Origin of the sequence: Streptomyces sp. NPDC049879 (assembly GCF_044461265.1) — a bacterium.
Classification (GTDB): domain Bacteria; phylum Actinomycetota; class Actinomycetes; order Streptomycetales; family Streptomycetaceae; genus Streptomyces.
Genome location: NZ_JBITKT010000007.1, coordinates 362503 through 375980, shown reverse-complemented (window position 1 = coordinate 375980; position 13478 = coordinate 362503). Strand labels below are relative to the sequence as shown.

The window sequence follows — 13478 nt, the reverse complement described above, 5'->3', positions numbered from 1 at the left end:
GAGGGAGAGTCGAGGCCGCGTGAGCGAGAGCAGGACCAGGGTCACCGTCGTCGGCGAGGCCCTCGTCGACCTGCTGTGGCGCCCCGGCGCCACGGAACTGCGGGCCGTGCCCGGCGGCAGCCCCGCCAACGTCGCCGTGGGCCTCCACCGCCTCGAACGGCCCGCGACGCTGCTGACCACCTGGGGCGACGACCCGCCCGGCGCCCTCGTCGCCGCGCACCTCGGACGCATCGGCGTGGACGTGCGGCGCGTCCCGGCGGGCTCCGGCCGCACCACGGTCGCGCTCGCCTACCTGGACGACGACGGCGGCGCGACGTACGACTTCCTCACCGCCTGGGACCCGCGCGAGCTGCCCGTCCCCGGCGACACCGCCGTCCTCCACACGGGCTCGCTCGCCGTCGTCGTCGAGCCGGGCGCCGCCCGGGTGCGCGACCTGTGCCGCGCCCAGCGGCAGAACGGCGTCACCGTCGCGGCCGACCTGAACGTGCGGCCCGCCGTCCAGCCCGACAGGAACGCCTACCGCGCCGCCTGCCTGGCCCTCGCCGGCTCCGTGGACGTCCTCAAGGCCAGCGACGAGGACCTCGCCTGGCTGCACCCGGGCGTGCCGCCCGCCGACGCGGCCAGGCTGCTGCTCGACGCCGGGCCGCGGCTCGTCGTCGTGACCCTCGGCGCGCGGGGCGCGCTGGCCGTCACCGCCGCCCACGAGGTACGGGTCGCGGCGCCGGAGACCGAGGTCGTGGACACGGTGGGCGCCGGGGACGCCTTCCAGGCGGCGCTGCTCGACGCCGTCGCCGGGCAGGGCGGGCCGCCCACCGACCCCGGGGTGCTCTCCGCCGTGCTGACGCACTGCGCGACCGCCGCGTCCGTCACCTGCACGCGGCCGGGCGCCGATCCGCCCACGCGCGCCGAGCTGGCCGCCCTCTGACGACGGCGGCCCGCCGGGACGCGTCAGCCGTCCACCTCGCTGTCCAGCCGGAAGCCCACCTTCAGGCCCACCTGGAAGTGGGCGACCGCGCCGTCCTCGATGTGCCCGCGCACCTGCGTCACCTCGAACCACTCCAGCAGGCGGAGCGTCCGCGACGCCCGCTCGATCGCGTTCCTGACCGCCGCGTCCACGCTCTCGCTGGACGAACCGACGATCTCCGTCACCCGGTAGATGTGCTCGCTCACCATGGCCTCCGGTCGGTGGTGCGGCTGTCGGCACCGCATCTCCACCGTGCACCGGACCTGTCCGTTCCGCGACCTCGGCACCCGCCCCCGGGGGGACGCGATGCTACCCTCGCAGCGGGCCGTGACTGGCGCGTCGAAGATGGACAACCATTGGGGAGCGGCCCCTTCGGAGCGATGAGGAGCCGTGCGCCTGGGCCGTCGCGACTCACACTCAGGAGGCCCCGTCATGACCATGGATTCCCCGCAGCGATCCACCGCCGAGACGGCGTCCGCGGCGTTCCGCGACAGCCTGGACGTCATCCGCGGCGTCGAGCCGCGCATCGCCGACGCGATCGGCCGCGAGATCGACGACCAGCGCGCCTCGCTCAAGCTGATCGCCAGCGAGAACTACGCCTCGCCCGCCGTCCTGCTCACCATGGGCAACTGGATGAGCGACAAGTACGCCGAGGGCACGGTCGGCCGCCGCTTCTACGCCGGCTGCCGCAACGTGGACACCGTCGAGTCGATCGCCGCCGAGCACGCCCGCGAGCTGTTCGGCGCGCAGCACGCCTACGTCCAGCCGCACTCCGGCATCGACGCGAACCTCGTCGCGTTCTGGGCCGTCCTCGCCTCCCGCGTGGAGAGCCCGGCCCTGGAGCGCGCGGGCGTGCGCCAGGTGAACGACCTCAGCGACGCCGACTGGTCCGCGCTCCGCCGCGAGCTGGGCGACCAGCGCATGCTCGGCATGTCCCTCGACGCGGGCGGCCATCTCACGCACGGCTTCCGGCCGAACATCTCCGGCAAGATGTTCGACCAGCGCAGCTACGGCACCGACCCGGAGACGGGCCTGCTGGACTACGACGCGGTCCGCGCGGCGGCCCGCGAGTTCCGCCCGCTGATCCTGATCGCCGGCTACTCGGCCTACCCGCGCCTGGTCAACTTCCGCATCATGCGGGAGATCGCCGACGAGGTCGGCGCCACGCTGATGGTGGACATGGCGCACTTCGCCGGTCTCGTCGCGGGCAAGGTGCTCACCGGCGACTTCGACCCGGTGCCGCACGCCCAGATCGTCACCACCACGACGCACAAGTCCCTGCGCGGCCCGCGCGGCGGCATGGTGCTGTGCGACGACTCGCTCGCCGACCAGGTGGACCGCGGCTGCCCGATGGTGCTCGGCGGCCCGCTGCCGCACGTGATGGCCGCCAAGGCCGTCGCGCTGGCCGAGGCGCGCCAGCCAGCGTTCCGCGACTACGCGCAGCGCGTTGTGGACAACTCGCGCGCTCTCGCCGAGGGCCTGACGCGGCGCGGCGCCCGCCTCGTCACCGGCGGCACCGACAACCACCTCGCGCTGATCGACGTCTCCGGCTATGGGCTCACCGGCCGCCAGGCGGAGGCGGCGCTGCTCGACGCGGGCATCGTCACCAACCGCAACGCCATCCCGCGCGACCCGAACGGCGCCTGGTACACCTCCGGCATCCGCATCGGCACCCCCGCGCTCACCACCCGCGGCCTGGACACCGACGGCATGGACGAGGTCGCCGACCTGATCGACACCGTCCTGCGCCGCACCAGCCCCGGCACGGCCAAGAGCGGCGCCGCCTCCAAGGCCACGTACGTGCTGGAGGACGGGGTCGCCAAGCAGGTCGCCGAGCGCTCCGCCGACCTCCTCGCCAAGCACCCTCTGTACCCGGGCATCGACCTGAGCTGACCCGTGCACGTCCACACCACCCCGGCCACCGAGGAGGAGGCGACCGCCGCGCAGCTGCGGCTGCGCGCGCACGTCGTCCTCGACTCGTCGGGGCCGCCACCCGGCGGCCCCGGCACCCTGGTGGCCGGGGTGGACGTGGCGTACGACGACGACCGGGGCGTGGTCGCCGCCGCGGCCGTCCTGCTGGACGCGGCCACCCTCGCCGTCACCGAGACCGCCACCGCCACGGGCCGCGTCCCCTTCGCGTACCTCCCGGGGCTCCTCGCCTTCCGCGAACTGCCCGCCGTCCTCGACGCGCTCGGCAGGCTGCCCCGCGCGCCCGACCTCGTCGTCTGCGACGGCTACGGCATCGCGCACCCGCGCCGCTTCGGACTCGCCAGCCACCTCGGCGTCCTCACCGGGCTGCCGACGATCGGCGTGGCCAAGACCCCGTTCGTCTTCGCGTACGCGCAGCCCGGGCCGCGCCGAGGCGACCGCTCGCCGCTGCTCGACGGTGACGAGGTGGTCGGCGCTGCACTGCGCACGCGTGACGGCGTGAAACCCGTCTTCGTCTCCCCGGGCCACCGCACCACGACCGACGACGCCTGCGCGCACACCCTGCACCTGACGACACGCGGCTTCCGCCTCCCCGAGACGACACGCGCCGCCGACCACGCGTGCCGCGCCGCACTGCGCGCGACCGCCTGAGCCGCGATCCTCCCCCCGCCATGGTCACGGCGGATCGCCTCTGCTGTACTCGGCAGATGCCGCATTCCACCGCCGCCACCCGGGGCGCCGACTTACGGGGGCGCGCGTGCTGCCCCTCTTCCTGAGTTTCTGCCTGTTCCTCACCGCCTTCGGCCTGGGAGGGCATGGGCTGAGCACGCTCGGCAGGCGCTCCCCGGGCCGTCCGGCCACCCCACGGGTGCTGCGCGGCCTCACCGCGCTCTCCGCCGCCCTCACGACGCTGCTGTACGCCGGTGCCCTGGCGATCGTCGGAATGGTCTGGCTGGACGCGCACGACGGCGGTACCGACTCGGCGCCCGCCCGTCCGTGCCGCGTCGGCACCGCATGGCAGGAGACCGGTATCGCCCGGCACTACGCCACCTACCTACCGCCCCGGTACGTGTGCGAGACCGCCGACGGCAGCACCTTCACGACCGGCGACGTGCCCGCACGTTACGACTTCGTCCTGGCCGCCTCGGCGCTGACCACCGCCGCCCTCGCGGTCGCCGCCCGCCGGAAGTCGGACCGCCGGGACCGGACCGTCCTGACCACGGCCGACATCGGGCGGTTCACGCGTTGATGCGTCCTGCCATCGGACAGTAGGGTCGTCGAATGATCACACCCTGGGACTCCGGCGCGCCCGGCGTGCTGCGGCTGCCCTCCGGCCGCCTCGTCAGGGGCCGCGGCCTCCGCCACCCCCTGCCCGACGGCCCGGAGCCCACCTACGGCCTCTACCTGCTCGCGAAAGAGCCCCCGCCCGTCGCCTGGGAGTCCCGCCTGCTGCGCTGGCCCGACTTCCGCCTGCCCGCCGACCGGGACGACGCCGCCCGCGCCCTCCGCGACGCCTGGGATCGCGCCGCCGGCGAACGCGTCGAGCTGGCCTGCGGCGGCGGCAAGGGCCGCACGGGCACGGCGCTCGCCTGCCTGGCGGTCATCGACGGCGTGCCGCCCCGTGAGGCCGTCGCCTACGTGCGGCAGCACTACGCGCGCGGCGCCGTCGAGACGCCCTGGCAGCGCCGCTACGTCACGCGCTTCGGCGGCGTGGCCACCGGCGCGTAGCACCCGGCGGGCATCCCCGTGCGCACGCACACCTGGCAGCCGTACTGGTGGCGGATCACCCACCGGGGCGAGCGCGATCATCAGCGGCACCCGCTCGGCCCCGGCGGCCCGCGCCCCGTGCCCAACGCCGCGCTCGCCTCCGGCACGCTCGCCGACTGGGCCGCCGGACACCTCGCCGAAGCCGCCGGCGAACTGGCCGACCTGCGCGGCGAACTGCGCCTCGAATGCTTCCCCGCACCCACCGCCGAAGGCCCTTCCGCGCTCACCCTGACAACAACGCTGCACGGCTGACCCCCGCGGCCCCGGAGTGCAACGCCTCCCGCGCGGCGCGCACCCCGCCCCACGCGCCGTCACCTCTGCGGGCAATGGCTCCCACAGGCCCGCAATTCACCCCGTCTGCACAGTCCGTCGCCGTCCGGGAACGCTAAGGTGACGCCCGGCGCCGGGAGTCCGCGCCCCGTGAACCGGGAGATCGAGCCGCGTGAGGGACCTGGAGCCGCCCGACCCGCGGCGGATCGGGGCCTATCGGCTGCTGGCGCAGCTGGCCGAGGGCCGTACGGGCGTCGTGCACGTGGCCCGCACCCAGGGCGGCCCGCCCGTCGCGCTCAAGGTGATCCGGCCGGAACACGTCCACGCCCCCGGCTTCCGGCCGCGCTTCGAACGGGACGTCGCCGCCGCCCGCCACGTCCGGCACCGGTACCTGGTCACCGTCATGGCCGCCGACACGGCGGGCCGCATCATCTGGGCCGCCTACCCGCACTTCCCCGGCCCCACCCTGCCCCGCGCCGTCGCCACACGCGGACCCCTGCCCGTGCGTACCGTGCGCATCCTCGGCGCGGCCCTCGCCCAGGCACTGCGCGCGGTGCACGCCGCGGGGCTGTCCCACCGCGACGTACGGCCCGGCCATGTCCTCCTCGCGCCCGACGCGCCGCGCCTCACCGGCTTCGGCGGCAGCGGCATCCTCCCCACCGGACGCGACACGGAGGCACCCCGCGACATCCTCGGCCTCGGCCACGTCCTCGCGCTCGCCGCCGCGGGGCGCCCCGCGCACGCCCCCGGCGGGGAGGAGGCGCCCGACCTCGCCGACGTGCCGCGCGCGCTGCTCGAAGTCGTCCAGGCCTGCCTGGCGGCCGACCCCCTCGTACGGCCCACCGCCGCCGACCTCTGTGCCGAACTCGCCGAACGCCGCCCCTTCGGCTGGCTCCCGCCCGCCGTCGCCCGCGACGTCGTGGAACGGTACGCCGCGCCCCTCCCCGCCCTCTGCGCCGCCGACACGCGCGAGGACCCGGCGGCCAAGGAGCGGCCGGGGGAGGAGCGGCCGTCCACGCGGCCCTTCCCCCGGCGCCGCGCGGCCCTGCTGCTCGGCGCGGGGGCGCTCGCCCTCGCCGGGGCCGGCACCGCCGGTCTGGCGCGGCGCCGCACGAAGGCGCCGCGCGGCGAGCGGTACGTCATCGGACTCCAGGCCGACCTGACCGGCCCGCACGCCGTGCTCGGCACGGGACAGGAACACGGCGTGACCATCGCCGTCGAGGAACTGGCCGTCCTCGGGACGCTCCCGTTCGCCGTGGGCACGCGCGTCGTGGACGACGGCGGGGACCCGCGGCACGGCGCCGAGGCCGCCCGTGAACTCGCCGCCGACAAGGCGGTGATGGCCGTCATCGGACCGACCACCGACGCGGTGGCCGACGCGGTCGCCGCCGTCTACGGGCGGGCGCGGCTGCCCCTGTTCGCGCTGTCGGCCGCCGGTTTCGGGACCGGTCCCGGCACCGAGACCGTGCTGCGGGGCAGGCCCGGCGCGGCACGCGCCGCGCGGGCGGTGGCCCGGCTGCTCGGCGCCGAACTGGGCGCGGCGCGCGTCGGATTCGTCGAACCGGTGCCGGACGGCGGGACCGGTACGCGCCGCACCGACGCGGTGCGCACGGCGCTCGGCGGCAGCGGCGTCACGGCGCTGCCGACCGTACGGCCCCCGGCGGCGGGCGACATGGGCCCGGCCGCCGCCTGGCTCACGGCCGAGCACGCCGACGCCGTCCTCTACACGGGCCCTCCGGCGGGCGCGGGACGGCTGGCCGCCGCGCTGCGGGCGGCGGGCTTCACCGGCGCGGGCCTCGCCGGGCAGCGGGCGCTCGCCCCGCCGTTCTGGGCCGAGGCGGGGGAGGCGGCCGAGGGCTGGCACTTCGTCACGCCGTGGTGCGATCCGGACGCCGATCCGGCGGCCAGGGGCTTCGCCGCGGCGCACCGGGGGCGTTTCGGCATCCGCCCGGACCCGTACGCGGCGGAGGCATACGACGCGGTGCGCTTCCTGGCGGACGCCATGGCGCGGCTGCGGGGGAGCGCGGCGCTGAGCAGGCGCGGGCTGGTGGACGGGCTGCGCGCCGGTGCGCGCTGGGGCATCGGGCGGCAGCTGGCCTTCGACGCGGCGGGGAACTACACGGGCGCGGGTCCGGTGGCGTACCTGTACCGCGTGACGGGCGACGGTCTGGAGTACCGCGCGGCGGGGGTGTGACGGGCCGCCGGGCGGCGGGCGTTCCCGGGTCCGGGAAAGTTCCGGCGGTCACCGCGTATTGACATGCTCTCAGCATTCCGGAAACACTCCGAGGCATGGGAGAGCGCTCTCCCGCTCTCCCTCTCCCATCCCCCACTGGATCGAGGAGATCGCATGCCTCGCAGATCACTCCTGTCCTCAGGCCTGACGGCCGCCGCCGCGCTCGTGATGGTGGCGGGCGGCCTCGGTGCGATGAACAGCGCATCCGCCTCCGACGCGCCGGCCGCAGCCGTCGCGGCCTCCACCGCCGCGGCGCCCGCCGCCGTGGCCCCCGCCGCGCCCCCGCCGGGGCAGTGGATCCCCGTGAACCCGCCGGTCCAGGGCATCCCGCCGTCCCCCGACGTGCCGTACGCCTCGCACCACGAGTTCCAGGCCAACTGCTCCGTGAACCACACCGCGCCGGACGACCCGATCGTCTTCCCCGGGCTCCCCGGCGCGTCGCACGACCACACCTTCATGGGCAACGACACCACCTACGCGGGCTCGACCCTCAACTCCCTCCGGGGCGGCGACACGACCTGCAAGGTGCCGGGCGACCTGACCGCGTACTGGATGCCGACGATGTACAACGGCGACCAGGAGGTCCGGCCCATCGGTGAGCAGGTCATCTACTACAAGGCCGGGGTCACCGACTTCCGGACCGTCCGCCCCTTCCCGCCCGGCCTGCGCTACGTGGTCGGCGACCCGGGGCAGAGCGAGCAGGCGTTCCTGGACGCGACGGTCGAGGGCTGGGAGTGCGGGGACTCGTTCTTCAACTCCAACATCCCGGACTGGTGCGCGCCCGGTTCACAGCTGAACGTCCGCTACCAGGCGCCGAGCTGCTGGGACGGCCGGCACCTCGACTCGCCCGACCACAAGGCGCACATGGCCTACCCGGTCCCGGTGGCGAACAACCACGACGTCTGCCCGGCCAGCCACCCGGTGGCCGTGCCGATGATCGAGTTCAAGATGGCGTTCCCCGTCAGCGGAGACACGTCGCGGGTCAGGCTGGCCAGCGGTGAGGGCTACTCGTTCCACTACGACGTCTTCAACGCCTGGGACGAGCCGGTGCTCGCCCGGCTGGTCCAGCACTGCATCAACGGCGGGCTCCAGTGCGACGCGCGGGGCTTCGACCAGTACAAGCCGGAGCGCGGAGCCGCGTTGAACCAGAACTACGAACTGCCCTGACCGCTGCCCTGAGCACCGATCGGGGCCCGCTGACCGGGTCCGCGCGGTAGAGCGCTCTCTCACCCCCCTTGCGACAGGGGAGCCGCGCAGGGCCCGACCCACTGGCCCCCGGCCGCCGGATACGGCGGCCGGGGGCCAGTGCTGTGCGGGGAGGCACAGCCCCGTGGCGATCGGGAAGGAACCGGGAGGTGGGCCGCCCTGCATGTTGTCCTCGGGCGGCGCCTGCTGACCGGGCTTGCGCGGCGGAGTGTTCTCGCGCCGGTACCTCGAAACGCAGTCCCCCGCCCGCCGTCCACGGCGACCGGGGGCCAGTGCTGTGCGGGGAGGCACAGCCCCGGGGCCCGTCGGCCGGGCCCCGGGGTGGTCGGGATCAGGAGCGGTAGACGCCGAACTCGAAGAGCGAGTAGCCCCACCCGGTGCCGCGCTGGGTGCCGAGCACCCGCACGTACCTGCCGGAGCCGTTCACCGCCGCGGTGTCCACGCCGCCCGTGCCGTTCGTGACGGTGTGGATCGTGCGCCAGTCCGTGCCGTTGTCCGACGTCTGGACCTGGTACGCCCTGGCGAAGGCGCCCTCCCAGACGAGCTGCACGTTCTGGAACGTCGTCACCGAGCCGAGGTCGACCTGGAGCCACTGCGGGTCGCTCCAGTCGCTCGCCCAGCGGGTCGTGCGGTTGCCGTCCGTCGCGTTCGACGGCGGGAACGGCGCACCGTCGCCGACCGCCTGGTACGAGGACGCGGTGGTCGGGCGGCCCTGCGCGATGTTGGTGCCGGGCACCGGCGGCGGGACGACGTTGATGGTCGTCGTCTCGATGCCGACGTTGCCCCGGCCGTCACGGGCGAGCAGGTAGACCTTCCAGACGCCGGGCCGGGTCGGCGCGGTCACCGAGAAGTTGTTGCCCTGCCGTGTGAACTGGGCGTCTACCAGCGCGCCGTTGTTGTCGATGTACTTGCTGCTGAACGCGACGGACGGCGTGATCGTGTCGCCGTTCGGGTCCGTCAGCGACGCGCCGAGCGTGAACTGCCGACCCGCCGGGACCGCCGTGCGGCTGCCGGAGACGGTCAGGTTCGACACGACCGGCGGGGTGTTGGTGCCCACCGAGCCGCCGAAGATGTCCGCGACCGCGTAGTACGACAGCCGCCGCTCGCCGCCGGGCAGCAGGTTGAACCACACGCCGCCGAAGTCGCGTTCGGTGCCGTAGTGGAAGAGCGTGCCGCCCAGCGCCACACCCTCGTGCCCCATCAGGCAGTCCCACGCGTCGCGGTAGCCCTCGGCCTTGTCGACGTCGGTCGGCTCCTGCGGCACGCCGTTGACGTCGTCGTCGGTCTCCCACTCGCCGGCCGGGCCGCCCTCGGTGAGGATGTACGGGCGGTCGTAGCCGCCCGCGGTCCAGAACTCCTCGATGTCGCAGACGGCGCCGTAGGAGTTGACGGCCAGCAGGTCCAGCTCGGGGCTGTGCTCCTGGTAGTACGGCCACGCGCCGGTCCACGCGTCGGTGGAGGTGACGGGGTGGTTGGGGTCGAGCGCGTGGATCTCGCGGGCCGCGTCGTTGATGAACCGGGCGTACGCGTCGCGCTGCGCCTCCAGTTCGGCGCCGGAGTAGCAGTTCTGCAGGCCGAGCAGGGACTCGTTGCCGACGTTCCACATCAGCACGCCGGGGTGGTCCTTGTACGCGGCGACCCACTCGTTCATCAGGTAGAGCTGGTAGCCCTTGTAGTCGTAGTCGTTGACATAGTCCACGCAGCCGCCGCTGCCCGGCCCGCCGCCCGGCTGGAGCCAGAAGCCGGCGATGACGCGGATGCCGTTGGCGGCCGCCGTGTCGAGGAGCGGACGGGTGCTGGCGTCGGTGCCCCAGGTGCGGATGGTGTTGACGCCCATGGAGGCGAGGTCGGGCATGTAGCGCCCGGCGTCGGCGATGGCCGGGCCCCATGTGAGGCCCTTGACGGTGTACGGCTCGCCCTCGACGGTCAGCTGCCAGTTGCCCTGGCTGCCCGTCACCTCGACGGTGCCGCCCTCGACCGGGCCGGTGCCGCCGGTCTCGCCGTAGACCTGGAACTCCCAGAGCGAGTAGCCGTATCCGGTCCCCCGCTGGGTGCCGAGGAGGCGGACGTAGCGGCCCGTGCCGCTCACCGCGATGGTCTGGTTGCCGCCCGAGCCCGCCGTCTCGGTGTGGACGGTCGTCCAGGAGCCGCCGTCCTGCGATGTCTGGATGCGGAAGGCCCTCCCGTACGCGCCCTCCCAGTTGAGGACGACGCGGGACAGCGTGGCGCTCGATCCCAGGTCGACCTGGAGCCACTGGTCGTCGCTCCACTGACTGGCCCAGCGGGTGCCGGTGTTGCCGTCCACGGCGAGGGAGGCGGCGTAGCCCGCGCCCTCCTGGGACGAGGCGGTGGCGGTCTTCCCCTGGGACAGGAGCTGTTCGGCGGCGACGGCGCGCCCTGGCTGGAGCATGACGAGCGCCCCGGCGAGCAGGGCGAGGACCGACAGGATGAGTGCGGGCGGCCTGGCGAGGCCGCGCAGGGGTGTACTGCGGACAAGCACGGATGTCTCCTCGGTACGGAAGACGGCGGCGCCCGACCCGTCCTGGCAGGGGCGTCGCCGTGGTGAGGTGGGGGGTTGGGAGAGCGCTCTCCGCTGAGACTGGCTTGCGGTATGACGGGTGTCAACGCCCGTGACGTGAGAAGTCGCGGTTCCGGAACGCGGCGCGCGTCCTGCCCGTCGGCTAGGCCGACTTCCGTACCACCAGGGAGGGTTCGAAGATGACCGAGGCCGGGCGGCGGTCCGGCGTCTCGATGCGGTCGAGCAGCAGCCTGGTCATCTCGGCGGCCATCTGCTCGATCGGCTGGCGCACCGTGGTCAGCGGCGGGCGGCAGGCCAGCGCGGCGCTGCTGTCGTCGAATCCGACCACCGCCACGTCGCCGGGGACCGCGCGGCCCGTCTCGCGCAGCGCGTGCAGCGCGCCCTGGGCCATCAGGTCGTTGGCGACGAAGACGCCGTCGAGCCCCGGCTCCTCGGCCAGCAGCCGGTGCATCGCCGCCTCGCCGCTGTCGAGCGTGAAGTTCCCCTCGGCGCTGGGGACGTACGGATGCCCGTGCCGGGCCATCGCGTCGCGGAAGCCCGCCAGCCGGTCCTGGCTCGCCAGCACATCGAGCGGCCCGGTGACCGTCCCCACCATGCGGCAGCCGCGCGCGACGAGGTGGTCGGCCGCCAGCCGCGCCCCGTCCTGGTGCGCCAGGTCCACGTAACTGACCGGCGCGGGCCGAGCGGGCCGCGCGAAGAGGACCACGGGCAGTCCGGCGGCGACGAGTTGGCGCGGCAGCGGGTCGGCCGGGTGCGTCGAGACGAGCAGCGCGCCGTCCGCGTGGCCCTGCCGCAGGTAGGCGAGGACCTGGCGGCGCGCCTCGTCCGAGTCGGCCAGCATGAGCACGGGGTGCATGCCGCGCGGGCGCAGGGAGCCGAGCACGCCGCCCGCGATGCGGCCGAAGAACGGGTCGCCCGGCAGTCCGGCGCCCTCCCCCTCGTCCCCGGCGCCCGAGACGACGAGGGCGACCGTGCCCGCGCGCCGGGTGACGAGCGTGCGCGCGGCGGAGTTGGGGACGTAACCGGTGTCGGCGATCGCCTGGCGCACCACCTGCTGGATCTCCGGGTCCACGTTGCGGATCCCGTTGATCACCCGGGAGACCGTGGCCCGGGAGACGCCGGCCTCCCGGGCCACGTCCTCCAGCGTGGGAGAGCCCTTGGCCGCCCTGTCGCTCATGGGCGTCTTTATAACACAACTGGAAAGCGCTCTCCCGTCAGTCCGCGGCGCGGGATAGGTTGCTCTCGAAGGGCACACGGGTGAAGACATGGGTGAAACGAAGCGCCGGACAGTGCGCGATCTGCGGCGCGCCAACCGCGCCGCCCTGCTGCGGCATCTGTACTTCCACGGCCCGCTCAGCAGGCACGAGCTGGGGCTCGCCACCGGGCTCAGCTCGGGGACGGTCAGCACCGTCACGTCCGGGCTGCTCGCCGACGGCCTGCTGTGCGAGGCGGGTTCGGTCGACTCGGACGGCGGCCGCCCGCGCACGCTGCTGCGCGTCGATCCGTCCTGCCACCGGCTGATCGGCGTGGACGTCGGCGAGACCCGGGTGCGCGTCGAGCTGTTCGACCTGGCGCTGACCGAACTGGCCCGCGTCGAGTACCCGCTCGGCGGCGAGGAGGCCGCCGCCCGCGCCCCGCACGGCGCGGGCCACGACGTCGAGCTGATCGTCCAGTACGTGCGCGACGGCATCGCCACCGTCCTCAAGGCCGCGGGCGCCCCGGCCGAACTGCTGCTGCTCGGCGTCGGCGTGGGCGTCCCCGGCGTCGTCTCGCGCGACCCGGACAGCGGCCTCGGCGCCGTGGTGCACGGCCAGACGACGGGCTGGGACGCGGTCCCGCTCGAACGCCTGCTGCGCGGCGCCGCGGGCCTGCCCGACCGCGTGCCCATCCACGTGGCGAACGGCGCGCGCACCTGCGGCCAGGCCGAGTTGTGGTTCGGCGCGGGCCGTGGCGCCCGCGACGCGGTGATCGCCCTGCTCGGCTCGGGGGTGGGCGCGTGCATCGTGACGGACGGCGTGCCCTACGGCGGGGCGAACAGCGGCGCGGGGGAGTGGGGGCACACCACGCTGAGCGTCGGGGGCCGCCTGTGCCGCTGCGGCGCGCGCGGCTGCCTGGAGGCGTACGTGGGCGCCGTCGCGCTGCTGGAGCGCTGGCGCGAGGCGGGCGGCGACGTGCCGGCCACCGGGCAGGAGGCGGGCATCGCCGCGCTGCTCGCCGCGGCCCGCGCGGGCGACCCGCGCGTGGTCGCGCTGCTGGACGAGACCGCCGAGTACCTCGGCGCGGGCATCGCCGACCTCGTGAACCTCTTCAATCCCGAACGGATCGTCCTCGGCGGCTGGATGGGCCTGCTCCTCGGCCCGTACCTGCTGCCCGCCGTCCGGGAGGCGGCGGGCGCGTACGCCCTGCGGCACCCCGCCGCGCGCGCCACCATCGAGCTGGGGCTGCTCGGCCCCGACGCCGTCACCGTCGGCGCCGCGACCCTGCCGCTCGCCGGACTCCTCGACCACGGCGGCACGTCCTGGTGATCCCGGACGCGCCGGACCGCCGCCCGGCCGCCCTTGTGCGCCCGC

12 protein-coding genes and 1 riboswitch are annotated in these 13478 nt (G+C 74.9%); of the genes, 9 read left to right on the top strand and 3 right to left on the bottom strand.

All coding sequences use genetic code 11. The annotated features are described in order from the left end of the window. Positions 1-19: 19 nt before the first annotated feature. Positions 20-925, top strand: coding sequence for a carbohydrate kinase (locus ACIBPC_RS24760; RefSeq protein ID WP_362959961.1), 906 nt, complete (start codon positions 20-22; stop codon positions 923-925). 23 nt (positions 926-948) lie between these two features. Here the strand turns inward: ACIBPC_RS24760 and ACIBPC_RS24755 are convergent, their stop codons facing one another. Next, positions 949-1170, bottom strand: coding sequence for a dodecin (locus ACIBPC_RS24755; protein ID WP_362959958.1), 222 nt, complete (start codon positions 1168-1170; stop codon positions 949-951). 111 nt (positions 1171-1281) lie between these two features. Then, a riboswitch (ZMP/ZTP riboswitch) is annotated at positions 1282-1373 on the top strand. 29 nt (positions 1374-1402) lie between these two features. Between ACIBPC_RS24755 and ACIBPC_RS24750 the strand changes: the two genes are divergently transcribed. The 7 genes from ACIBPC_RS24750 (at position 1403) to ACIBPC_RS24720 (ending at position 8330) form a co-directional block, all read left to right on the top strand. Next, positions 1403-2857: a glycine hydroxymethyltransferase gene (locus ACIBPC_RS24750; RefSeq protein ID WP_398847675.1), complete on the top strand. Its 1455-nt coding sequence runs from the start codon at positions 1403-1405 to the stop codon at positions 2855-2857. A 3-nt stretch (positions 2858-2860) separates the two neighbouring features. Next, on the top strand, positions 2861-3544 hold the full coding sequence (locus ACIBPC_RS24745) for an endonuclease V (RefSeq protein ID WP_398847609.1): 684 nt from the start codon (positions 2861-2863) through the stop codon (positions 3542-3544). Between the two features lie 106 nt (positions 3545-3650). Next, positions 3651-4142 carry a hypothetical protein gene (locus tag ACIBPC_RS24740; protein ID WP_398847607.1) on the top strand — a complete coding sequence of 164 codons (492 nt, stop codon included), beginning with the start codon at positions 3651-3653 and terminating at the stop codon, positions 4140-4142. A 32-nt stretch (positions 4143-4174) separates the two neighbouring features. Continuing rightward, positions 4175-4621, top strand: a complete 447-nt coding sequence (locus ACIBPC_RS24735) for a protein phosphatase (protein ID WP_398847605.1) — start codon at positions 4175-4177, stop codon at positions 4619-4621. Positions 4622-4639: 18 nt separating this feature from the next. After that, positions 4640-4912, top strand: a complete 273-nt coding sequence (locus tag ACIBPC_RS24730; protein WP_398847603.1) for a hypothetical protein — start codon at positions 4640-4642, stop codon at positions 4910-4912. Positions 4913-5102: 190 nt separating this feature from the next. Next, on the top strand, positions 5103-7124 hold the full coding sequence (locus tag ACIBPC_RS24725) for an ABC transporter substrate-binding protein (protein ID WP_398847601.1): 2022 nt from the start codon (positions 5103-5105) through the stop codon (positions 7122-7124). A gap of 153 nt (positions 7125-7277) precedes the next feature. Beyond that, a complete protein-coding gene (locus tag ACIBPC_RS24720; RefSeq protein ID WP_362959939.1) occupies positions 7278-8330 on the top strand; it encodes a DUF1996 domain-containing protein in 1053 nt (350 codons plus the stop codon). A 370-nt stretch (positions 8331-8700) separates the two neighbouring features. Here ACIBPC_RS24720 and ACIBPC_RS24715 read toward each other — a convergent pair whose 3' ends face one another. Next, positions 8701-10779, bottom strand: a complete 2079-nt coding sequence (locus ACIBPC_RS24715) for a discoidin domain-containing protein (protein ID WP_398847674.1) — start codon at positions 10777-10779, stop codon at positions 8701-8703. Positions 10780-11050: 271 nt separating this feature from the next. Further along, entirely contained in the window at positions 11051-12085 is a 1035-nt protein-coding gene (locus ACIBPC_RS24710; RefSeq protein ID WP_362959936.1) for a LacI family DNA-binding transcriptional regulator, read from the bottom strand. Positions 12086-12173: 88 nt separating this feature from the next. Here ACIBPC_RS24710 and ACIBPC_RS24705 point away from each other — a divergent pair, with 88 nt between their 5' ends. After that, positions 12174-13433 carry an ROK family protein gene (locus ACIBPC_RS24705; RefSeq protein WP_362959933.1) on the top strand — a complete coding sequence of 420 codons (1260 nt, stop codon included), beginning with the start codon at positions 12174-12176 and terminating at the stop codon, positions 13431-13433. The last annotated feature ends 45 nt before the right edge of the window (positions 13434-13478 follow it).